Raw genomic sequence first — 23,755 nt, 5'->3', positions numbered from 1 at the left:
TTTACATCTCCTTTGATATTAAAGTTCCGTCTACTTCACCAGAAACGGCTTTTTTAATATTTCCCTTTTTATTCATATCAAATACTACTAAGTCTATATCATTATCCATACACATAGCTGCAGCAGTAGTATCTATTACTTCTAATCCTTGTTCTAACATTTTCATAAATGTTAGTTTTTCATATTTCTTTGCATCTGGAAATTTGTTTGGGTCTTTGTCATATACACCATCTGTTCCATTTTTGGCCATTAATATTGCATCAGCATTTATTTCTGCAGCTCTTACAGCAGCTGTAGTATCTGTTGAGAAATAAGGTAATCCAGTTCCTCCACCAAAAATAACAATGCGATCTTTTTCTAAATGTCTAATTGCACGTTTTCTAATAAAAGGTTCTGCAACTTGATTAATTTGAAGTGAAGTTTGTACTCTACTATCCACTCCAATACTATCTAAGGCATTTTGAACAGCTAGAGCATTCATGATTGTTGCCAACATACCCATGTAATCTCCACTACTTCTTTCCATACCTATTTGCTCACCAGTTTTACCACGCCAAATGTTTCCACCACCAACTACAACAGCAATTTCGACACCTGTTTCATAAGCTTCTTTTATTTCATGTGCAATTTCGATGATGCAGGCACTGTCTATACCAGTTTTGTCTCCGCCTAATGCTTCACCGCTAAGTTTTAATAAAACTCTCTTATACATTTGTGTTACCTCCAGGTTATATAACTAAACGAAAAGGCACATAAGTGCCTTTAAAAACTATTTAGCGTTTACTTGACTCATTACTTCTTCAGCAAAGTTATCTACTTTTTTCTCAATTCCTTCACCAACAGCATAACGTACCATTTTTACGATAGTTCCATTTAAAGATTTCACAAATTCACCAACTGTTTGATCAGAATTTTTAACAAATACTTGATCAACCAAGCAAATTTCTTTTAGTTGTTTATTTAATTTTCCTTCTACAATTCCAACAAGTACTTTTTCAGGTTTGTTAGCAGTTTTAGGATCATTTTTAGTAATTTCTAATTGTACATGTCTTTCTTTTTCAATAAAATCTGCAGATATTTCATCTCTTGAAATAAATGTAGGATTCATTGCAGCAACATGCATTGCAACGTCTTTAGCACTATCAGCATCTGTAGTTCCATCAATAACAACTAAAGCTCCAATTTTTCCACCCATGTGTGAATAAGCTCCAAATGCAGCATTATCAGCTTTAGTAATAACTTCAAATCTTCTTAAAGTAATTTTTTCTCCAATTGTAGATGTTGCTTCAGCTAAATATTGATTTAATGATTTACCTTCAATTTCAGTTGCCATTGCAGCTTCAACATTAGCAGGTTTAGTTGCTAATAAATGTGTTGCAACATCTGTAATTAAATTAATGAATTGTTCATTTTTAGCAACAAAGTCAGTTTCTGAGTTAATTTCACAGATAACAGCTTCATTTCCATTAACTACTATTTTAGTAAGCCCTTCAGCTGCAACTCTACTCGCTTTTTTTGCAGCTTTTGCAATTCCTTTTTCTCTTAACCAAGTTATACTTGCTTCGATATCTCCATCGTTTGCTTCTAAAGCTTTTTTAGTATCTAAGATACCAGCTCCAGTTATTTCTCTTAATTCTTTAACCATTTGTGCAGTAATTTTCATTTTAGCACGTCCTCCTTATATTTTTAATAAAAAAATGAAGACAAAGCTTCATTTTTGATATATCTTACAGCTTTATGCGAAATTATTTATTTTCGTTTCTGTCGTTGTTATAGTTTCTTCTATTATTGTTATTGTTATAGTTATTATCTCTATTGTTATTATAATTTCTATTTCCTCTGTTGTCGTTGTTATTTCTGTTTGGACGACGATCAGTTGAAGGTTCATCTTTAGTATAAGCTACTTCAAGAGTTCCACCTTTAGATTCAACTACAGCATCAGCCATAGCAGTAATAATAAGTTTAACAGCTCTGATTGCATCATCATTTGCAGGAATTACAAAATCAACATCATCAGGATCGCAGTTAGTATCTACAATACCGAATACAGGGATTTTTAATTTTCTTGCTTCTAATACAGCATTTCTTTCCACTTTAGGATCAACAACGAAAATTGCATCTGGCATTTTTTTCATTTCTTTGATTCCACCTAGGAATTTTTCTAATCTAGCTTGTTCTTTTTTAATTTTAATAACTTCTTTTTTAGGAAGTAAATCGAATGTTCCGTCTTCTTCCATTGTTTCGATTTCTTTAAGTCTATTAATTCTTAATTTAATAGTTTTGAAGTTTGTTAAAGTTCCTCCAAGCCATCTTGTGTTAACAAAGAATGATCCTGATCTTAAAGCTTCTGTTTTTACAGCTTCTTGAGCTTGTTTTTTTGTTCCAACAAATAATACTTTTCCACCTTTTTCAGCAATTGTTTTAATTGCTTTATAAGACTCATCGATTTTTCTTGTTGTTTTTTGTAAGTCGATGATATAAATATCATTTCTTGATGTGTAGATAAATGGAGCCATTTTTGGATTCCATCTTCTTGTTTGGTGACCGAAATGTACACCAGCTTCTAATAATTTTTTCATTGATACTACTGACATGTTTTTAGTTTCCTTTCTTTCTTGAACCTCTACTACTTCTAACTCTATCCAACCCTAAGGCAACAAGGACAAAGAATCCATAGTATGTTTAATAAATTAACCTTATTAATTGTATCATACCTTTTAGCTAATATCAATACTGATATTGATTAAATACACTAGATATTTTTCTTATTTCTTCCTTTAATAATTTTAGATAACTTAATATATTTTTTTGTTTATATTTATAAATAAATATCTAATAAAAAAAGAGCATCTTACTGCTCTTTAATTATTGTATATTAGTTAAAATAATGTGTATGCTCTGGTTCTGGAATTATATTTTTCATTCCATTTACTGTTATTAATAATGTTGAGGTATTGTGTAGTAATGCTGATGTTGTTGGTTGAATCTTACCTGTAACACCTAAAGCAATTAAAAGAGTATTAAATCCAATAATTTCAAAATAATTCTTTTTAACTCTTTGCATCATTCCAACACTTAATTGTCTTAATGCAACTAATTCTTCTAAATCATCTGCAGCAATGGTAATATCTGATACCTCTCTTGCTATCTCAGCACCATCACTTATTGCAATACCAACACTTGAGGCTGATAAAGCAGGTGAATCATTTATTCCATCACCTATCATTACTACTTTTTCACCATTATCAACACATTTTTGAACAAATGTAGCTTTATCATCTGGTAATACCTCAGCATAGAATTCTTTAATTCCAACTTGCTTAGCAATATTTTTAGCTATATGTTCACTATCACCTGTCATCATCACTATTTTATTAAAGCCTAATTCACTTAATTGTTTTATTGTTGAAGCTGCCTCAGCCCTAATTGGATCTTCTATTAAAATGACTGCTGCTAAATATCCATCAATTGCAAGATATAAATGTGAATAAATTGTAGGTAAGTCAGCAAACATTTTATTTTTTCCTTTTGGAATTTTAGTGTTTTCATCCTCAAAAACAAAGTGTTTACTACCTATGATAACATTTACTCCATTGATTGTTGTTCTAATACCATGAGCGACAACATAATCAACTTTAGAATGCATTTCAGCATGCTCAAGATTTTTTCTTTCTGCAGCTTTTACAACTGCTTTTGCCATTGAATGTGGAAAATGTTCTTCTAAACATGCCGATATTCTAAGCATTTCATCACTTGATTTTTCATTAAAAGATATAACATCTACTACATTAGGTATCGCTTTAGTTATTGTCCCTGTTTTATCAAAAACAATTGTAGTTGCTTCGGCCATATTTTCTAGATATATACCACCTTTTACTCTAATACCATGTTTACTTGCTTCTGACATTGCTTCTAAAACAGTAACTGGCATCGCTAATTTTAAAGCGCATGAATAGTCTACCATTAAAACAGCTAATGCCTTAGTTATATTTCTTGTTACAAGATAAACTAAACCTGTTGCTAGAAATGTTACTGGTACTAAGCGATCAGCCATATGTTCTGCTTTACTTTCTTCAACAGATTTTAATTTTTCATTATCCTCAATCATTTTAGATATTCTTTCAAATCTAGATTGTCCTTTACCTTCTCTAACCTCTAATCTTAATTCACCTTCTTCTAATACTGTTCCTGCATAGACAATACTATCTAATCTTTTAAATACAGGTTCAGATTCTCCAGTAAGTGAGGTCTGATTAATAGTTGCTTCTCCTGAAACTACAATACCATCAAATGGAATAACATTACCTGCAGTTACATTAACAATATCTTTTGCCTTAATGTCTGATGGTTCAACTAATATTAAATTTTCATCTTTAACTTGCCAAACCTTGCCAACATTTAAAGTTAGTGATCTAGCCAGATCACCAACAGATTTTTTATGTGTCCACTCTTCTAGTAATTCACCTATATCTAGCATAAACATTATAGAGCTTGCTGTTGGTATATCCTTTCTAATGATTGCCATTGTAATGGCTGTAGCATCTAAAATTGGAACTTCTAGTTTTCCTTTTCTTGCTACAGCAATTCCTGCTTTAATAAAGTCTATTGAACGCAATGCTGTCATAATATTTAGAAATGTTAATGGAATTATCATTAATCCTGGTGTAAAGATAAATACCGATGGAAATATATATTTCATAAATCCACGTAGAGCTACTTTAGTAATTAGCTTTTCTTTATACTGAGTATTTAATTCTCTAGAAGATGAATCTATTATTTCTGCAGGTAATTTTAGACTGCTTATATCTAAACATGCTAATAAATTTTTTATATATGTTTTATCTGATTGATACTTTAAAACAATTGATCCAGTTTGCTCATTTACTTTTATACTTTCTATTTGGTTATTTTGTTCTAAATGAAATACAAGTGCATCAGCATCATTAATACTTAGCTGTTGATTAAGCACTTGAACACGCATACGATTTTTCACATCGTGTTTTATAACATATTTCATGCTGTATTTCTCCTTTCTTGCAAAAATAAGGTAACCAGATGGTTACCTTAAATAACTTATGCTTTATCTTCTACCACTTCATTTTTTGATTCTTTATCGCATTGCTCATTAATAACTTTTGCTTCAGCAACAATATCTTCTGCATTTTCTTGTAGTTTATTAGCTGTTTTAACTACGCAATCTTTAGCTTTCAAAGCCTTAGCAGTTATTTTAGCATAACATTTTTTTGCCTCTTTACTAGTTAATATTTTTACACCACATGTTGCAAAGACTGCTCCTGCTGTAAATAATCCTGATTTAGAATAACTATCTGAATTATGAACTTTATCTGCCATTACCTCACAAGAATCTGTTGTAATGTGTTTTGCTTTTTTAAATACTTTTGACATATTTTAAGTCCTCCTTTATCTCTTATTAAATTACTTAAATAATAAAAGTAATTTCAATTTATTTCATTAAATACATAATACCAAAATACCCTTTTTGATGCTAATATGATACTTTATATTATATTAATTAATATATTAATAATCAATATTACTATTAGTAAAGTTTTTATATCTATTTATTATAATAATATTCTATTTTTTATATTAAAGTTTGTTTACGTTTATATTTAATTAACAATTATTTTAAATGTTAACATTTTATTATTAAAAGGTTATTGTTTTTCATGTTGCATAACTTCTTATTTTCATATCTTTTTATAAAAAATTGCCTTATTATTATTTAAAATTATAAATTAATGTTCTGTAATTCTAGTAATTGTCTAAAACTGTATGTATAATAAAGTTAAATATAAAATCAAAATATAATATCGGGAGAGTACTATGAAAAACACAAGAAAAATCTCACTATATATATTTATCCTTACATTAGCTTTTGCTTTTAGTAATAATATTAGTGCTAGTAGTAAAACTACTTATGGTTATAGTGATAAGACAACTCATTATTACAATAGTAGTAAAACTGTTATTAGTAGTAATAAAAAAACTATCACAAAATATAACTATAATGCAGCTAAATGTAAAGTTTTAAATAATAGTGATAAAGAAGCTACAAAAGTAGTTGGAAACTGTTCACAACTTTCAACTGTTGATGTCTATTTAATTCATAATAATAAAGATTATTTACTTAACACAACTAAGTATGATAAAAACAGTAAAAAAACTGAATATCACGAATATAAGAGAAACAACAATAGGTTAATTACAAATTATCGAAAATACTATTATTATAGTAATGGTAAAATCAGTAAAAAATATAGCTATTACGATGGGAAAAAATTAAAAAGTGATGCAATAGTTTATAATAAGTATTTCTATAAAACATACAATACAGCTGGAAAGTTAACTAGAAAATCTTATTATCGTAATGTTTATACTACAAATGGTAAATCACATACAGTTAGATATACTCATGTTTTATATACATATAATAAAAGTAACAAATTAACTATGAGTAAAGATTACCGCAGAGATGTGAAAACTAATAATAGCACTAGAAGAACTTTTACTAACTATAGAAAAAACGGTAAAAAGTTAAACAGAACTATTTGGTATTATAATAACAATAAGATTACTTCTAGAAGAACTTATACCTATAACAAAAGTGGTCAATTAAAATCTAATAAAAATGGTAATGCATATAGAGTGATTAAAACATATAATGCAAAAGGTAAAACTGCAAGTAATAGAAACTACAAGTACAACAATAAAGGTAAAGCTATCAGATCATAAAAAGTGCTAAATGCACTTTTTTTAATGCTTAAGAAAAGAATATGGCTGTAGCCATATTCTTTATAGTTATAAAATGTACAATTATATTATATTAATTTTCTTAAAGGATTATTTGTAAAGATTCAAATTAGTATTTCATAAAATCTCTTCCATATTGCACACACTCTTCTGTTTGTGTAGCATCTGGAGTGTAATTCATAATTAGAGTTGGTTCATATAAATCAACACCTAATGTCATTACTCTTTCTTCCCAATCTCTCATCCATTGTCCATCTCCCCATCCATAAGATCCAAATAATGCAATCTTTTTCTGTGAAAGTTGTGTTTCAATTGATGAAAACCAAGGTTCAAATTCACTTTCTTCTAAAACTTCATCACCCATTGAAGGACAACCAAATATTACACGATCATACCCTTCTACTGATGGTGATTCTGCACTAGTTGCCAATGTAACATCAGCACTTTCTAAACAACCTTGTTCAATAGCATTTGCCATAATTTCAGTATTACCAGTTCCAGACCAGTAACATATAAGTACTTTTTCCATATTGATCCTCCTAATTTTGCATAACTGAACACAAATCGTGTCCTGAATAAAATAATTCTAAACAATTATCAGTACATCTAGAAAACATTGAAAATAACTTTTGTTTATTTTCTTCTTTATGATAAACTTTCCATGGTCCAATTAATTTGTAGTTTTTACCTTCATGTTCAATAAAACTTTTAACATCATCAACATCATAACCTAGGAAGATACCTATGTCATGTGGAAAGCTATTTTTTTGAAGCTTTTCTTTTAATATTACTAAATTACTTTCTATATTATTACTATATCCTCTTGTAGTTAAAAATTCTGCTACTTCATTTCTTTTCCACACTGTTTCTAAGTGAATTGGACGATAAAGATATAATAATACAAAAGGACCTCTATCTTGAATTATTTCAAGTTTTAAATCATATTGTAATAATAACTCTTGATAATATTTAATGCTATCATCTAAATTATTGTAATCTTTTCGTTTACATGAAAACATTGAAGCTGGTTTTATCTTTTTTAAAGTACATGCTGCAAACCAGAAAATAGCCTCTTCAAACTTTGGATCCATATTTTCATTCCTCTCTCTCTACTGATAAATTAGAATAGTTCTAATCTAATTTAATTATAACAAGTATAAATAGAATGTCAATGCTTTTTATAATAAATATAAATAATAATTATTTATTATACTAATGCAATAACATTCTTAAGATATGATTAAAACTTATTAAGTTTAATGCATTTTGATATATTTTAAGGTTAGGATGTTTTATGATACTTGTAAGTAGTATTAATAAGATAATCGATTGGAGTGAATATAAATGTTAGAATTACCTGAGGTACTAACGGCACAAAAAGATTTAGAAGATACTATATTAAATAAAAGGGTTATAGCAGTTTTGCCACCTACTAACGTAAATGCTTTTGCAGATTTTAATATAGAACCTAGTCTAATAAGTAATTTATTATTAGATAAAAAAGTTATTGGTACAAATGGTTTTGGAATGTATGTAGAAATAATCTTTGAAAATGATTTAATTCTTACTTTAAATGATGGAGTTAATATTAGATATTTAAATAATATGGATAATATTCCAAATAAATACCAGCTATTAATTCGATTTGATGATAACAGTATCCTTTATTTTACTGTTTCATTATATGGACGTATAGCCTTGCATTCAAGTGATTATGATGATGATCAATATATAATAAGCAAGAACAACACAAACATTACTGATGATGCTTTCAATGAACAATATTTTTTAAATATATTAGAAAATAGTAACCCAACAACTAGTGTTAAAGCTTTTTTAACAAATAATAATAAATTTCCAGGTATTGGAAATGGTGTAATTCAGGATGTCTTGTTTAATGCAAAGATTCATCCTAAAAAGAAGTTAGAGTCACTAGATTATAATGAAAAGAAGTTTTTATATGAATCATTAACAAACACTGTAAATGATATGATTTCTAAAAATGGAAGGGATACTGAAAAACGTATATTTGGTAAATATGGTTCCTATAAAACCATTTTATCTAAAAATACAAAGAATAATGAATGTATTGATTGTGGTGGTATTATTGAAAAAAGTCACTTTTTAGGAGGTACTATTTACTATTGCAGTAGATGTCAATCACTATAATAAAAAGCTGTAAGCATGATATTTATATCATTGCTAACAGCTTTTTTAATATTCATTTATTATTTAATACCTTATTTTATTGAAAGAACATGTTTCTTCCACTTAGTTGTAATCCAATCACTAAAATCATTGATAAGTTTCCAACTAGTGATAGAAAAACAATTACAAATCTCACTGTAAAATGTCTGACAAAAAATTGAAAGTAAGCTGGTCTTGTTTTCTTACCTTTAAAGCTTACAGCTGCAATTATAGTAACTATTAGCAATATGATTTGAATTGCTAGTCCTATTTCAAAACCGTAATATTTATTGTTTAAAGCCATAAAGTTTGCTATTGATCCTAATCCTGTTAGTAAAGCTAAAAATGTCATATCCATCAACTCCTTATTTATCTTTTAAATATATTCTACCATCTATTGTTACAGTAGCATTTCCATAATATGATATATGTTCAATTTTTTTACCATTAGTTTTGGCATTTACTTTTATATATCCAAGTTTTTCTATTGCTTGACCTTGTTTTATAGTTAAATCAATATTATCGCCATTTATTAATTCATTATCTAATAAATATTGCACAATAGGTCCAACACTATTTCCAGTAACTGGGTCTTCTTCGATTCCACTTGCTGGTGCAAACATTCTGCCAGCTACATCATAAGTATCATTATTGTTTAAAGCTATGACATGAAATCCAGTGCAGTCAATTAGTGAGCTTAAAGCTATAAGTTTTTCTTTGTTTATAGTAATTTTATCTAAAACTTCTTCACTAATTACTGGTATTATTGCTTTTGGATTACCTGTTGTATAAATTGTAATTGGCAAATCACTTAATAGTTCTGATTCATCAATATTTAAACCTGTACAAACTTGTTTTTTTAACTCATTGATATTTTTAATGTATTCAACACAATCTTGGTGCAAGCCAATTAAATAATCATCTTTTTCTTTTATAACTTCTACATCTTTTATACCAGCTAATGTCTTTAATTTGTAGTTACCTTCACTTATATAGCCTTGTTTAGCTAAAGTATAAAATGATGCTATTGTAGCATGACCACAAATTGGTACTTCACAAGATGTTGTGAAATACCTAATTTGAATTGGTTGATTTTTCGCTAAGTTCATAATAAATGCTGTTTCTGATGCATTAACTTCTTTTGCTATATCTAACATTTGATTATCTTTAAGAAAATAACAATCTAGTACTACTCCAGCCCGATTTCCACTAAATGGAATTTTGGTAAAAGCATCAACTGAAAAAAATCTATATTCCATAATATCACCTCTTTTATATGTTTTATCTCTATTTTTTTAAAAATTAATTATTTATGATTCACATTGCAAATATTACTATACTTACTTATGCCATCATAATCATTACCTATAAATATAATTCCTAAAATAGTTTGAAATACATCTGCTATTTTTAATTTTTGCATGTTAATCAGCTCCTTATATAAATATTATAGTATAAAATTTATATAACAACATTTAATTAAACATCATTTAAAATTACATTTATGTAATATTTTAAAAATATAGCTCTTATTTATAAATCTTTTCGATAGATTAAATCAGTTTGGATATCATCACCGACTTTAAATGGATGTGCTCCAATTTTATAAAAGCCTTGATCACTATAAAAACTTAATGCTGGAATATTATGCTCCCAGACTCCTAACCAAATAAAAATCTTATTAAATTCTTGAGCTTTAGTTATCGAAAAATCTATTAATAGCTTTCCTAAACCATGTCTTTTAAACTCTTTTAGAATGTATAGTCTTTCAATTTCTAAGGCAACTGGATCAAAGACATCGCTTTGAGCTTGTTCTATATTAAGTTTTATATACCCTGATTTTTTTGATCCTACAACTATCCAGTAAAAAAAGCTGTTAGGATTTTCTAATTCTTTTAGTAGTTTTGTTTTATCATATGCTGTTTTTAAATAATCTTGCATGTCTTCATGTGAACAAGTACCATCAAAAGTATCAAAATAACTCTCTTTAGACATTTTAATTAGTTCATCTATTTCACTTAATTGAATCTGTTCTATATATTTTTCCATATTTTTATTTTACTCTATGTTTTATTGCCATTGCATTATTATCAATAACCTCAAAAGAGTATCCTTTCTTCTGATAATGTTCAATTATATCACTTAAAGCATCGACAGTTGTATCTTTTGCACCTGCATCATGCATTAATAGATTTATATGATTCAAGTTATCACAACTAGTTGCTGCTTTTACAATATCCTTTTTCTTAACTAATGCTGCTGTTGCATCATCAGATGAACAATTCCAATCATAATAATCATATCCTTTAATAATTGTTTCTTTTTTTATTTCAGTAAAAGTTTTATCATTAACAAAACTATTAGAACTACCTCCTGCAAACCTAAAACTTTTAACATCTACACCTGTAGCATCTAATACTCTTTTATGTATTTTAGATAGATCACTCATAAATAAATTAACATTATCATACATATCATATTTATGGGCAAAAGAATGTAATCCTATTGCATTTCCTGAGTCTATTATTGCTTTATATCTTTCATCCCCTTGATGATTAATAACAAAGAAAGTTGCTTTGACATTATACTTTTTAAGTATTTCTATTATTTTAGTAGTGTTGTCACTTGGACCATCATCAAATGTTAAATAGATTATTTTTTCATTCTTTCTTTTATTATAATTCTTTTTATCTTTTGTTTTAGCTTTTAATTCTAATAAGTCATATTTAATATTTTCATTTTCTTGTGATACTTCTACATATTTCTTATTAATTGCTTCATAGTCTTTTTTTAATGCTGATACATCATTATTTGCTTTGTTCAATAACAGTATATTAATACTACTAATTAATAATAAAATAATTAGTATACTTAAATATTTGTTCTTTCTTATAAATTTCATATTTTATCCCCCATCATAAAAATATACTCTTATTATAAACCATTATTTAATATTTTTTATATCATTATTGAATATTTATATTTTAAACATATCTAATATGTTACAATATTCCTATAAGGGGGTATTTATTATGATTAGAATAGCAAAATTAAAAGATATTGATACTATTGCAGATTTAATTTTATTAGCTTCTTCTGTATTGTTTGAAGATATCTTGAAAACAAAGAATTTAAAAGCCCAAAAAGCTTTACTTCTTGAATATTTAGAAACACCGGATACTAAATTTTATTATAAGAACATATTAGTTTATGAACTAGATAATAAAATTGTTAGTGCTCTAGTTTTTTATGAAGCTAATGATGAAGCTAAGCTAAATGAAAATATGGAAAAAATTGTAAATAATGGTTATAAGTTTGATATAGAAGCTTATCCTAATACAATATATTTAGATTCTTTAGCAGTAGATTCAGCCTATCGTGGTAAAGGAATTTCTAAAGAATTATTCTTATATGCAATAGATCATGCTGATAAAGATTTATCTTTATTAGTTGAAACATATAAAGAAGATGTTGAAAAGTATTATGAAAGACTTGGTTTTAAAGTAGTAGAACGAGTTAAATTATTTAATGCGGAACTAGATTCTATGGTTTATCATAAAAACAATTAAACTAAAATAATACAATAAAGCAGTTAGAATATTAATTCTAGCTGTTCTTTTTTTGATTAATTTATTAATTATAATAAATTATTTTTGCTTAAATTACACAATTAATGATTCAAAATATCTTATAATTATAGTGGAGGTGATTTCATGGAACAACTAGAAAAATTGAAGTTATATGATCATATAATATGTATTGATTTAAAGTGTTTTTTTGCTTCAGTAGAATGTGTTGATAGAGGTTGGGATCCTTTTAAAAAGAAAATGGTTGTTGCTGATTCATCAAGGGGAAAAGGTAGTATTATTTTAGCTGTATCTCCAGCTTTAAAAGCTTTAGGTATTCCAGGTAGATTAAGAATTTTTGAACTACCTAAAAAATATCGTAAAGAGATTGATATTATTAAACCTAATATGCGTAAATATGTTGATTGTAGTAATAATATCTTAAAGATGTATTTACGTTATTTTAGTAGTGATGATATTCTAGTATACTCAATCGATGAAGTGTTTATAGATGTTACTAGTTATCGAAAACTTTATAATAAATCAACTTATGAAATAGCATTAATGTTGTTACAAAATCTTAGAAATGAATTTGGCTTATATGCTGCTGCTGGTGTTGGTCATAACATGTTACTTGCAAAACTAGCTTTAGATATTGAAGCTAAGCATAATAAAGATTTCATAGCTTGCTGGTCTTATGATGATTTAGAAACTAAGTTATGGCCTATTAAAAATTTAACTGATGTTTGGGGCATTGGAAGAGGTTTAAGTAAACGTTTAAATGACTTAGGTATATCTTCTATGAATGAATTAGCTCACGCTGATATATATAAGCTAGTTAAGCATTTAGGCATTATGGGTGAAGAGTTGTTTTTACATGCTAATGGTATTGATATTTCTAAAGTTCAACATCAACAAAAATTAAGTACTAGAAAAGGTTATAGTGTTGGACAAACATTATTTAAAGATACATCTAAAGCAGAAACACGACAATCTATGCTTGATTTATTAGTTCAAGTCACCACAAGAATGAGACATGATAAAATGGCTAGTAACTTGATTCATATTGCTGTAAGATATGCTTATACTGAAAACCAACCATCTTTTTCAATGCAAAGAAAACTTTCAATCTACACCAATGATTACCGTGTTTTAAAAGATGCTGTTTTAGCTATTTATGATAATCATGTACTTAATGTCAATATTAGAAAAATATCTTTATCTTGTTCTAATATTCAAGAATTTTCAGGAGTTCAATTAAATTTATTTTCTGAAGGTAAAGATATTGATAATGCTGAACTTGATCTTGCATATGATGTTATCAATAATAAATTTGGTAAAAATACTATTATTAAAGCAAGTTTATTAACTGAAGACTCTAGTTTTATAGAGCGTACATCTTTAATTGGTGGCCATAATGCAGAATAGAAATCAAGATTATAAGTTTAGTCCAAGAGGTATTGAAAAATGGCATGCTTTTGCAGCTGTTGTTAGTGGAGATGAACAAAAAGACACAGCAATAGAAATTGTACAAAAGTCTATCAATCTATTTGATGAACATTTAGATGAAATTAATTATATTGTCTTAGAAGCCTTAGAATTAAAACTAGAGGTATCAATAGATTACTTAGAAAATAATGAGTTTAAATTAATTAAAGGTTATATTTCTAAAGTTGATACTTTGAATTCAACCTTGTTCATTAATGATATTATTATTCCTTTAGACTCTATTAGTAGTGTAAGTAAAGTTTAGCTCCTTAAAAACTTGTAATAGTACTTTAAATTATTTAGTAACATCTAAAAAAAGGCTAGTATAATTTTAATTATACTAGCCTTTTCTTTAGCTCTATTTTAGTATCTTTTAGTTTAGATAGATTATTAATTATTATAAATTCAATAAATCTTTAGCTATTTCTTTCCAACCATAATTCTTCAAAGCAAATTCGCTCATTTCATCATTTATATGTGTATTATCTGCATTTAATAAAGTAGTAGCCTTTGCAACTATATTGTCTAACATATCTTTATCAAGCTCTACTGATAATTCATTAATATCTAAGTCAGTTATTTCATTAGCAGCTGTTTCTAATGTTTCTTTAAAACCTGAATGCTTTGTTACTAGTGGGGTAACTTTAGCTGCCATTGCCTCAATTATTACCATTCCAAAAGCTTCAGTGTATATACTAGGGAAAATACTTATTTTTCCATGACATAATATTCTTATAGCATATTTTTGATCAAAATAACCTGTGAATAATGTTGCTTCTCTTAATTTTGATATTTTTGAATAGTATTTTTCTTTGTAGTTTGCATCTTTAAGATTTTCTTTTAATTGATTAAGTATATTGATATCTTCTTGTAATGTGACATTTAATTTTTCATAATTATTAAATAACACTTCTAATTTATCTTGTTCTATCAAGTTTATTATATATTCAATTTTAGATCTTAGAGCTCCAAATCCTACTAAAATAACATTTGTATTAGGATTATTAGCATATAATAATGGTAATCCTAGTATTAAAGGTATAATTCCTTTTTGTTCTAAATATTTGCCTAAATAAATAACTTTCTTTAAATCTTTATTGTATAAAGTATCAAATAACTTATCTTTAATGTTATGTTCGATATCTTTAGCTTCATACATATCATCAACATCATTAAAATTAAAATCGTTATTTTTTACCATTTCCTTTATTTTAAGGGCAACTTTATCATTAAAACCATGATTTTGATCATGTGTTTTTATATATTCAGATAACATTTCTTTTTCTGATTTTTCATCCATATCAAAATATAATTGTTCATCTAATCCTGCTGGTATTACTTTACAATCACTTAAATCAAGATCTTTATAAAACTCTTGCATTGTTTCTTTTGAGTGTTGTGATACTGCAACTAACTGATTACAACTTTTTAATGTTTCTATTGATAGTTTTTCAAGATATTTTGAGTTTGAAATAGCATAGTTCAAGTCACTACCATGTCCAATGATTATATGTTTTGTATCACTTTTAGCATCTTTTATTCCTTTTGAAACATATTGTGGTTGTAAGACTAAATGATTAGAATATGCCTTATCAATTTTTTCATTTTCCATAATATACTTAATACATGATGCATTCATATTTATGTAGTTATCTATATCTTGATCACTTACGGTATGCATTTCTTTGACATCTAAATGCTTGTATTTATCATATACATATACAAGTAGTTCATTTTTAGTATCTGGAATATAAATATCACACTTACCAGGATATTTACTATCTCTATCAAATTCTAAGTTAAAACTAGCCCCATCTTGTCTAAAACATCTATTAATAAAATCATAATCTTCTGGAGTGAATTCTTGGCAGACTAGTACTACATCTTGTCCGACTTCACACATTTTTTTGACTACATTTCTTACATATAAATTACTTCCAGTTCCTGAAAGAACGTATCCATGTACCACCATTACCTTATTCATATTATACCCCTCTCTTTATAAGACTTATTATAACACAATATTAACATATTTACACTTAATGTTAATAATAATTGATTGTTTACTTACAATGTAACTAATGAAATAGGGTATATATTTACTATTAGTGCTTTTTATTAGCTTAAATCAGTCTTTTTTTGCTAATAGTATGATTAGTTGGCTTTTTCTTAAATTAATAAAATAATATAAAAAAGGGTAACAATTGTTACCCTTAATATATTATCTTGCAATGTGAGCTGGATGTCCGTGAGCTTGAATTGCTTGTTTTGTCTTTAATGTATTGAATGCATCTAAGTATTGTTTTACTATTTCTGCACAAACATTATTTCCATAAAATAAGCCTTTTTGTGTATGAATATAGTTATTATCTTCTTTAGTTAAATAACCATCTAAAACAAGTTGTTGTAATTTTGATTTTAGAAAATGTATTTCGCCTATATGTAAATGTTGACTGATATTATCTAAATTAAATTTATTAAACTGCATCATTCCATATAATAAATCTGCTTTTTGCATTTGTTCATTTTCTTCTTTAATAATCATCATCATATCAAAGTTCATATTCATCATTTTATAGTTTGCGATATTACCACCTGAACCTTGTCCAACTGGTATAGTATAACCACCATTATTTCTTATTGTAATATAACGATATTTATCTCTATTTTTTTTAACAAGTTTTGTTAATTCTAATATATCATAATTATTTGTTTCCATCATTTTTTCTACAAAATAGTTATGGAATTCTAAATCATTTGTATCATCAAGTGTTTTATAGTTTGGATTATGTGAAAGAGATGAACCTTTATGTATCATTAGTGAGTAAAATGAAATACTATCTACATCTGTTTCTTGTATTAGTTTTACATCTTCTTCTAGCATTTCTTTTGTTTCTAAATGATAATTATATATTTTGTCTATTGTTACTATTCCTTTGAAGTTGTTTCTTATTTCTTTTAATTTATTAACTACTTCATTCTTATTAAATGTTCTATTGAAATATTTACGTCCTTGAGAATCAAATGTTTGTATACCAATACTTAATCTATTTATTCCACCTTCTTGCATAATTGCAAGCTTATTTAAATCTAGGTTATGTAATGTAGATTCTACTGATATTTCACAATCTGTTTCAACATTAAATAATTCTTTTATTGTTTTTACGATTGCTCTAATTTGTTCTCCTTCAAGTACTGTTGGTGTTCCTCCACCAAAGTAAATGCTTCCAATACTTAACTTTGTAACATTATCTAAGGATGCATATTCTTTTAGTTGTTCTATTACTTTTAAATGATAGTTTAATACATTATCATCTTTTACTGATCTATTCAAATTACAAAATGAACAAATTTTATCACAGTATGGTGTATGTATATACATTGCATGTGATCTTGAATAATCTAATTCTTTTGTTTTAAGTTCAGCAAACAATTCATCTTTTTGCATTCTTTTAGATACTGAATATTCTGAATAGGTTGCTAAGGCATCATGATGTGATTTAAATCTTCTAGATATATCCATAATTAGTTCTCTAACTTTTTATTTGTTAAGCTATAAAATCCAAATAATGAATTATAATCTTCTTGGTTAGGATGATTGGCTGCATCTGCCCATCTAAGCTCTCTTGATTTATCAACAGCATGTCCATGACTTGGATCTAAATTTTTCATCCATTCAATTAATTTTGGGTCAATTGGTCCTTGACAATGCCAGAATGAAATTACTTCATTATTGTTTTCGACTAGTACTTTTTTAATGTTTTCTATGCAATCATAAGCATGCATACTGTTTGGATAAGCTCCTAAAGTAAATATAAATGATACTTTTTTATTGCTTATACTATTAGCAAAGTCTAAAGCTTCTTTATTATATGTTCCTTTGTCTATCCATCCTAATACATATATATGTTCAAAATCAGCTAAAGTAATATCATCTTTTTGATTTATGTCATACATAATTGCTTCATTTGCGTATTCTTTTAATTTTTCAGCTATTTTCTTTGTTGATCCTGTCTTTGACGAATATGCGATAAGTGTTTTCATTTGTTTGTCCTCCTACACGACTTCTATATATTGTTGTCCATTTTTTGAAAAGATATTACAATCTACATCGTATACATCTTTAATTAAGCCTTCATTTAAACAGCTGTTTGAACATTCTGTTTTAACTAGCTTTCCATTTTTCATTACTATAATCTCATCTGCAAACCTGATTGCATGTGTTAAATCATGTAGTACACATACTACTGTGATATTTTGACTTTGATTTAGATTACGTATCATTTTTAATATCTCATACTGGTATTTTAAATCTAAATGATTTGTTGGTTCATCTAAAATTAATATTTCTGGTTCTTGTGCTAGTGCTAAAGCTAAGTATACTCTTTGTCTTTCTCCACCAGATAGTTTAGAAACTTTATTATTTTCTAAGTGTTTAATGTTTGCTTGTACTAATACTTTTTCAATTACTTCATAATCATATGAATCCATTGATTTAAATCTTTTAACATATGGTTGCCTTCCATATGTAACTATTTGTTTAACAGTAAAATCATTACTAATATCTTTAAACTGCATTAAGAAGGCCATTTTTTGCGCTAAATCTTTACGATTATAGCTATCTTTTGTCTTAGAATCAATAAAGATATTTCCTTGTTCAGGTTTTACTAATCCTGCAACAGCTTTAATGGTTGTCGACTTTCCACAACCATTAGGTCCTACTATTGCCGTAAATTTACCTTTAGTTAATTCTATAGATAAATTATCTACTGCTACTTTGTTACCAAATCTAATTGTTAAGTTTTCAATTTTAATCATACTTTTGCTCCCTTATTAATAAGTAGAAGAAGAAACTTGCTCCAATAAATGAGATTATTGTTCCTGCTGGAATTTCAACTGGATTAAAAAACCATTTTTGAAAGCCATCTGCAAACATTGTTAGTGAAGCTCCTATTGTAATTGAAAATGGTAATAGATACTCATGTCTAGATCCAACTATCATTCTACCTATATGTGGAACTACTAAACCAATAAAACCAATAATACCAACTATACTAACTGAAATACTTGCAAGCAATACTGATAGGCTTGCAACTATAAATCTAGTCTGCATTAAATTTTCTCCGATTGTTATTATAGTTGCATCATCTAATAGTAATAAGTTGCACTTTTTAATTAATAGTAGACTTGCAATTAAAGCTAAACTACCATAAATTATCATTAAATACATATCACTAGTGTCTACACTTGCAAATGAACCATTAAGCCATGCTAAAGCATTTTGTATTTTTTCACTATTATAAATTGTAACCATTCCTATTACTGCACCTATTAATGCATTAATTGCAACTCCTGTTAAAACAAGTTTTATAGGACTAAAACCACTTTTAAAAGCAGTTGACATTAGTAGTAAATAGACTGCAAACCCTCCAAGAAAGGCAGCTATTGGCATAATTGGTGCTAATGCAGGATAGACTAACATAATCAGTAAGGCTACTAGAGTAGCCCCTGATTGTATTCCAAGTATTCCACTATCAGCTAGCGGATTTTTCATTACAGCTTGAATTAACACCCCACTTGCAGATAAGCAAGCACCAGCCATCATTGCTACTACTGTTCTTGGAAGTCTAATATCAAATAAAATTGTTTCAAAGCGATCTAAATCATTTATTTGATCTCTATTAAATACGTAAGTAAGAATGTCTTTTATGTTGATACCTGATCCACCAAAACTAAGATTAAAGAAAAAACTAATGATAAAGAATAAAGCTACAACAATAAAGACATTCTTTTTATTCATATGCGTTTTCTACCAATTGCAACATCATTTTTGTTATATTTAAATCAACACTAGGAGAGAATGCATAACTATCATTTCCCATAGCTACTACTTTTTTATTTTTTACTGCATCTAAAGTTTGGAATTTCTTACCTTGAATTGTATCTTCAAATCCAGTAGTTGTTGTTCCCATTTGCATTGAGTGTGTATAATGGAATATTAAATCTGGATTTTCACTTAATAATTTTTCTGAGTTTAAAGCACTTGTTGCTGAAGTTTCAAAGATATTTTTAATTCCTAATGATTTAGCAACTTTACCAAGCATAGCATCGTTTCCAATACTCATATTTTGTCCACCTGCTACTTGTATTAAGGCTACCGATTTAGCTTCTTTATCTTTAACAATAGTTGATATTTTTTCTAAATCAGTAGAAAATTCTGTTACTTTTTCATCTAGTTTCTCATTTGAAATACCAGCTGCTTTCATTGCATCAATAACAATGAACATATCTTGATAGTTACTTTGAGGTAATGCTACTAATTTAATACCATTTTCTTCTAATGTTGAATAATTAGTTGCTGTTGACATCATTGCATCTGAATAAACAAAGTAATCAGGATTCATTTTTACAATTGCTTCAAGATTTAATGTTAAAGCACTACCTAAATTAACAACATTTCCATCACCTTTTTCATATTCAGTAATAGCTACTTGTTTTTCTGTTAAATCTTTATCAAGACTAACAGATTCTGGAGCAGCAGCAACATTTAATCCTAATTGATTAAAAATATTAGCTGTAGTTGTAGTACCAAAAGCCAAAGTAGATTCATTGTTTAAAGACTTGAATACTTCTACAAGATTATCATGTTTTTCTTGATCTTCTGTACTCATTTTTGTTAAATCAAAGTCTAATACACTATCTGGAATCTCGATACTCTTATTTGAAGAACATGCTACAACTGATATTGTTAAAAAACCTAAGCACAGTAATTTAAATATTTTTTTCATTTTTATTTTTTCCACCTTATATATTTATATTTGAATGTACATTATTTGCATTTATAATAATTATAATTAGTTAACTAAAAGTAGTATATAATTTTGAATATAAAGTGTCAAATTAGCATCACTTCTTATTTATAACAGTTTTAAACAATGTTTATAAACAAAACACTCATATAAGTTTTTTGTGTACGATTATTTCTTATTAATATTCATTATAAATAAGAAATACACTCAATTGTATTTATAATTATTATAATTTGGTGTGTTAAATAAATATAAAAAAAGTTAAAAAATTTTTTTCTCATGTTACTTTAAGTCGATACACATAGCAATTAAATGTTAAAATTTACTTTATGATTAATTTTTGATTGTAAAAGTATTGACAGTTAACATACACAGGCATATAATTAGTGTCATATTGAAACGCAATGAAAAGGAAAGTAGTTTTAGTCTAATTACACAGAGAGATCATGGATGCTGAAAGTGATTAAATTAACCTAAAATGAAAATGGCCTTGGAGCTGGATACCGAGTTATGATAACTAAGTGTTATGTAAACTAGGCTATCACGGGAGCACCCGTTATAGTGCTAGAGTATTACCTGTAGACATACAGAGTACTTGATAAGAAAAACATCGTGAGGTGTTTTTAAAGCTAAGGTGGTAACGCGAGACATTCGCCCTTATTTAATTGTAAGGGTAATGTCTCTTTTTTATTACTTGAAAATAGAGCGTGCTCAATATAATTACAAAAAATACATTATATGGAGGATTCAATCATGAGTACAAAAAAACAAAATTTAGAAACAGTAGTAGTATATCAAGGGTTTGAAGGAGACGATCAAAATTCAATAGTTCGTGGTATTCACCCAAGTACAGCATTTAGATTTGATGATGCACAACACGGTGCTGATTTATTTGATTTACAAGCATCAGGTAATATTTATTCAAGACTTACAAACCCTACAAACGATGCCTTAGGTAATTTAGTTGCTGAATTAGAAGGTGGAGTTGGTGGTTTAGCTGTCTCTTCTGGACAAAGCGCATTAACTTTAGCGGTGTTAACTATTGCTAAGGCAGGTGATCATATCTTAGCTTCTAAGAAAATATATGGAGGTTCAACTTCATTACTAGGATATACTTTTAAAAATTTAGGTATTGAAACAACTTTCATTGATCAAGACTTACCTATTGAAGAATTAAATTCTTATGTAAAACCTAATACTAAGATTTTTATTGGTGAAACAATTGGTAATCCTTTAGCAGATGTTTTAGACTTTGATAAATTTGCTAAGTTTACAAAAGATAATGATATTGTCTTTATCGTAGATAATACTTTTGCAACACCAATTCTGTTTAGACCATTAGAACATGGAGCAAATATTGTTGTTCATTCTGCTACTAAATATTTAGGTGGACATGGTAATGCACTTGCTGGAATTGTAGTTGATGGTGGTAACTTTGATTGGACTAAATCAGATAAATACAGTGATTTTACTAAACCTAATGAAGGATACCATGGGTTAGTATTTACAGATGTATTTAAAAATGCTGCATTTATTGCACGTGCTAGAACTCTTGGTTTAAGAGATATTGGAGTTGCAATAAGTCCATTTAATTCTTTCTTAATCTTACAAGGAATTCAAACACTTGCTTTAAGAATCAACAAATCTAGTGAAAATGCTTTAAAGGTTGCTAAATTTTTAGAAGCACATCCTAAAGTTGAATGGGTAAGTTATCCGCTTTTAGAAAGTAGTGTTAACTATGATAAAGCTAAAAAATACTTTGGAGATAAAGCTAGTGGAATATTATCATTTGGAGTAAAAGGTAGTGTTGAAGATGGAAAAACAGTTATTGAAAACACTAAAATTGCAATTCACGCTGTAAATGTTGGAGATGTTAGAACTATCATAACTCACCCTGCTAGTACTACTCATAGACAATTAGATGATCAACAACTAAAAGAAGCTGGTATATCTCAAACTCTAATTAGACTTTCTGTTGGAATTGAAAATGCTGATGATTTAATTGCAGATTTAGCTCAAGCATTGGATTTGATTTAACATGAATACTTTGGAAAGTAAGTCATTAATTTGTGAATCTAAGTTTACTACTAAGAAAAAAATCTTAATTCTTAATTTAATGCCAGATAAAATAACAACTGAAAAACAATTTATTAAAGTTCTTCAACCTAAAAAGAATAAGCTTGATATTACATGGCTTGCAATAGAGAACAAAGTTTTTAAAAATACCTCTAATGAATATATTAAGAACAACTACACTTTTTTCTCTAAAATTAAACAAAATAAGTATGATGGTTTAATTATTACTGGTGCTCCTGTTGAACAAATTGAATTTGAAGATGTTGAATATTATGATCAACTTATAAAAATATTAGACTGGTCTAAAACAAATGTTACCTCTTCTATGTTTATATGTTGGGGTAGTCAAATTGCTCTTAAACATTTTTATAATATCGAAAAAGAAACTTTTGATACTAAGCTTCATGGCGTTTTTAAACATCAATGTATAAATCATCCTTTATTATCTAATCTTAAAACTGAACTATTTGTTCCACATTCTCGATATTCTCAAAGTAATCAAAAGCAAATTATTGAGAATAAAAATCTTACTATTTTATCTAGTTCAAAAGATGCTAATATCCATATTTGTGAAAGTAAGAAACATAATCAAGTGTTTGTAAGTGGTCATATGGAATATGATTATAATACTTTAGAAATAGAATATAATAATGCAATTGCACGTGGTGAAAAACCAGCTATACCGTGTAATTATTATCAAAATAATATAATCAGTACAAGAAATATCATTGATAGTTGGTCTGATAATGCTTTAGTTTTCTTTAAAAACTGGCTTAAATATTATGTAGTCACTGATAATAAAATTACTTTATCAGCATAATTAACTTCTACTTTCCAAAGTAAAATGTTTTATAG

At 27.5% G+C, this 23,755-nt stretch carries 24 protein-coding genes and 1 other annotated feature; of the genes, 7 read left to right on the top strand and 17 right to left on the bottom strand.

The genetic code is table 4. The features are described from left to right. Position 1: 1 nt before the first annotated feature. From pyrH to ACD762_RS00735, 5 genes are all read right to left on the bottom strand, one after another. Entirely contained in the window at positions 2–712 is a 711-nt protein-coding gene (gene pyrH / locus ACD762_RS00755; protein WP_423363913.1) for a UMP kinase, read from the bottom strand. 57 nt (positions 713–769) lie between these two features. Beyond that, complete coding sequence (tsf, locus tag ACD762_RS00750) at positions 770–1,663, bottom strand: translation elongation factor Ts (RefSeq protein ID WP_423363912.1); 894 nt, start codon at positions 1,661–1,663, stop codon at positions 770–772. An 82-nt stretch (positions 1,664–1,745) separates the two neighbouring features. Further along, complete coding sequence (rpsB, locus tag ACD762_RS00745) at positions 1,746–2,594, bottom strand: 30S ribosomal protein S2 (protein ID WP_423363911.1); 849 nt, start codon at positions 2,592–2,594, stop codon at positions 1,746–1,748. 281 nt (positions 2,595–2,875) lie between these two features. After that, entirely contained in the window at positions 2,876–5,017 is a 2,142-nt protein-coding gene (locus ACD762_RS00740) for a heavy metal translocating P-type ATPase (RefSeq protein WP_423363910.1), read from the bottom strand. A 56-nt stretch (positions 5,018–5,073) separates the two neighbouring features. Beyond that, positions 5,074–5,406, bottom strand: coding sequence for a DUF6110 family protein (locus ACD762_RS00735; RefSeq protein ID WP_423363909.1), 333 nt, complete (start codon positions 5,404–5,406; stop codon positions 5,074–5,076). 441 nt (positions 5,407–5,847) lie between these two features. On the opposite strand from ACD762_RS00735, the gene ACD762_RS00730 reads away from it, so the two are divergent. Then, positions 5,848–6,756 (top strand): hypothetical protein, encoded by a 909-nt coding sequence (locus ACD762_RS00730; RefSeq protein ID WP_423363908.1) that lies wholly within the window; start codon positions 5,848–5,850, stop codon positions 6,754–6,756. Between the two features lie 127 nt (positions 6,757–6,883). Here the strand turns inward: ACD762_RS00730 and ACD762_RS00725 are convergent, their stop codons facing one another. Beyond that, positions 6,884–7,303: a flavodoxin gene (locus ACD762_RS00725; protein ID WP_423363907.1), complete on the bottom strand. Its 420-nt coding sequence runs from the start codon at positions 7,301–7,303 to the stop codon at positions 6,884–6,886. A gap of 10 nt (positions 7,304–7,313) precedes the next feature. Further along, on the bottom strand, positions 7,314–7,865 hold the full coding sequence (locus ACD762_RS00720; RefSeq protein WP_423363906.1) for a DUF3793 family protein: 552 nt from the start codon (positions 7,863–7,865) through the stop codon (positions 7,314–7,316). Between the two features lie 253 nt (positions 7,866–8,118). On the opposite strand from ACD762_RS00720, the gene ACD762_RS00715 reads away from it, so the two are divergent. Continuing rightward, the gene (locus ACD762_RS00715) at positions 8,119–8,943 is read left to right on the top strand and encodes an endonuclease VIII (protein WP_423363905.1); all 825 of its coding nucleotides are present in this window, start codon (positions 8,119–8,121) and stop codon (positions 8,941–8,943) included. Positions 8,944–9,019: 76 nt separating this feature from the next. Here the strand turns inward: ACD762_RS00715 and ACD762_RS00710 are convergent, their stop codons facing one another. The 4 genes from ACD762_RS00710 to ACD762_RS00695 all read right to left on the bottom strand — a co-directional run bounded on the left by ACD762_RS00710 (position 9,020) and on the right by ACD762_RS00695 (position 11,863). Further along, on the bottom strand, positions 9,020–9,313 hold the full coding sequence (locus tag ACD762_RS00710; RefSeq protein ID WP_423363903.1) for a hypothetical protein: 294 nt from the start codon (positions 9,311–9,313) through the stop codon (positions 9,020–9,022). A 13-nt stretch (positions 9,314–9,326) separates the two neighbouring features. Further along, positions 9,327–10,220 (bottom strand): PhzF family phenazine biosynthesis isomerase, encoded by an 894-nt coding sequence (locus ACD762_RS00705; RefSeq protein ID WP_423363902.1) that lies wholly within the window; start codon positions 10,218–10,220, stop codon positions 9,327–9,329. Between the two features lie 274 nt (positions 10,221–10,494). Then, positions 10,495–11,010, bottom strand: coding sequence for a GNAT family N-acetyltransferase (locus ACD762_RS00700; protein ID WP_423363901.1), 516 nt, complete (start codon positions 11,008–11,010; stop codon positions 10,495–10,497). 4 nt (positions 11,011–11,014) lie between these two features. Further along, positions 11,015–11,863, bottom strand: a complete 849-nt coding sequence (locus tag ACD762_RS00695; RefSeq protein ID WP_423363900.1) for a polysaccharide deacetylase family protein — start codon at positions 11,861–11,863, stop codon at positions 11,015–11,017. A gap of 130 nt (positions 11,864–11,993) precedes the next feature. Between ACD762_RS00695 and ACD762_RS00690 the strand changes: the two genes are divergently transcribed. The 3 genes from ACD762_RS00690 to ACD762_RS00680 all read left to right on the top strand — a co-directional run bounded on the left by ACD762_RS00690 (position 11,994) and on the right by ACD762_RS00680 (position 14,280). Beyond that, positions 11,994–12,530 carry a GNAT family N-acetyltransferase gene (locus ACD762_RS00690; protein ID WP_423363899.1) on the top strand — a complete coding sequence of 179 codons (537 nt, stop codon included), beginning with the start codon at positions 11,994–11,996 and terminating at the stop codon, positions 12,528–12,530. A gap of 144 nt (positions 12,531–12,674) precedes the next feature. After that, positions 12,675–13,955, top strand: a complete 1,281-nt coding sequence (locus ACD762_RS00685; protein ID WP_423363898.1) for a hypothetical protein — start codon at positions 12,675–12,677, stop codon at positions 13,953–13,955. After that, positions 13,945–14,280 (top strand): YolD-like family protein, encoded by a 336-nt coding sequence (locus ACD762_RS00680; RefSeq protein WP_423363897.1) that lies wholly within the window; start codon positions 13,945–13,947, stop codon positions 14,278–14,280. The genes ACD762_RS00685 and ACD762_RS00680 overlap by 11 nt, the downstream gene beginning before the upstream one ends. A gap of 132 nt (positions 14,281–14,412) precedes the next feature. On the opposite strand, the gene ACD762_RS00675 is transcribed toward ACD762_RS00680, so the two are convergent. From ACD762_RS00675 to ACD762_RS00650, 6 genes are all read right to left on the bottom strand, one after another. After that, positions 14,413–15,999, bottom strand: a complete 1,587-nt coding sequence (locus ACD762_RS00675; protein WP_423363896.1) for a glycosyltransferase — start codon at positions 15,997–15,999, stop codon at positions 14,413–14,415. Between the two features lie 237 nt (positions 16,000–16,236). Continuing rightward, a complete protein-coding gene (locus ACD762_RS00670; RefSeq protein WP_423363895.1) occupies positions 16,237–17,538 on the bottom strand; it encodes a radical SAM protein in 1,302 nt (433 codons plus the stop codon). Positions 17,539–17,540: 2 nt separating this feature from the next. Next, on the bottom strand, positions 17,541–18,059 hold the full coding sequence (locus tag ACD762_RS00665; RefSeq protein ID WP_423363894.1) for a flavodoxin family protein: 519 nt from the start codon (positions 18,057–18,059) through the stop codon (positions 17,541–17,543). Positions 18,060–18,071: 12 nt separating this feature from the next. Beyond that, complete coding sequence (locus ACD762_RS00660) at positions 18,072–18,833, bottom strand: ABC transporter ATP-binding protein (protein ID WP_423363893.1); 762 nt, start codon at positions 18,831–18,833, stop codon at positions 18,072–18,074. After that, positions 18,826–19,815: a FecCD family ABC transporter permease gene (locus ACD762_RS00655; RefSeq protein WP_423363892.1), complete on the bottom strand. Its 990-nt coding sequence runs from the start codon at positions 19,813–19,815 to the stop codon at positions 18,826–18,828. Before ACD762_RS00655 ends, ACD762_RS00660 begins: the two co-directional genes overlap by 8 nt. Next, entirely contained in the window at positions 19,808–20,803 is a 996-nt protein-coding gene (locus ACD762_RS00650) for an ABC transporter substrate-binding protein (RefSeq protein ID WP_423363891.1), read from the bottom strand. Before ACD762_RS00650 ends, ACD762_RS00655 begins: the two co-directional genes overlap by 8 nt. Before the next feature lie 416 nt (positions 20,804–21,219). Next, positions 21,220–21,486, top strand: a binding site (T-box leader). A gap of 91 nt (positions 21,487–21,577) precedes the next feature. On the opposite strand from ACD762_RS00650, the gene ACD762_RS00645 reads away from it, so the two are divergent. Then, entirely contained in the window at positions 21,578–22,861 is a 1,284-nt protein-coding gene (locus ACD762_RS00645; RefSeq protein ID WP_423363890.1) for an O-acetylhomoserine aminocarboxypropyltransferase/cysteine synthase family protein, read from the top strand. Between the two features lies 1 nt (position 22,862). Next, the gene (locus ACD762_RS00640; RefSeq protein ID WP_423363889.1) at positions 22,863–23,720 is read left to right on the top strand and encodes a homoserine O-succinyltransferase; all 858 of its coding nucleotides are present in this window, start codon (positions 22,863–22,865) and stop codon (positions 23,718–23,720) included. Positions 23,721–23,755 lie beyond the last annotated feature (35 nt).

It is taken from the genome of Mycoplasma sp. P36-A1, assembly GCF_049478495.1.
In the GTDB taxonomy this organism is placed as follows: Bacteria; Bacillota_I; Bacilli_A; order JAJDGJ01; family JAJDGJ01; genus P36-A1.
This window is presented reverse-complemented; position numbering and strand designations above follow the sequence as displayed.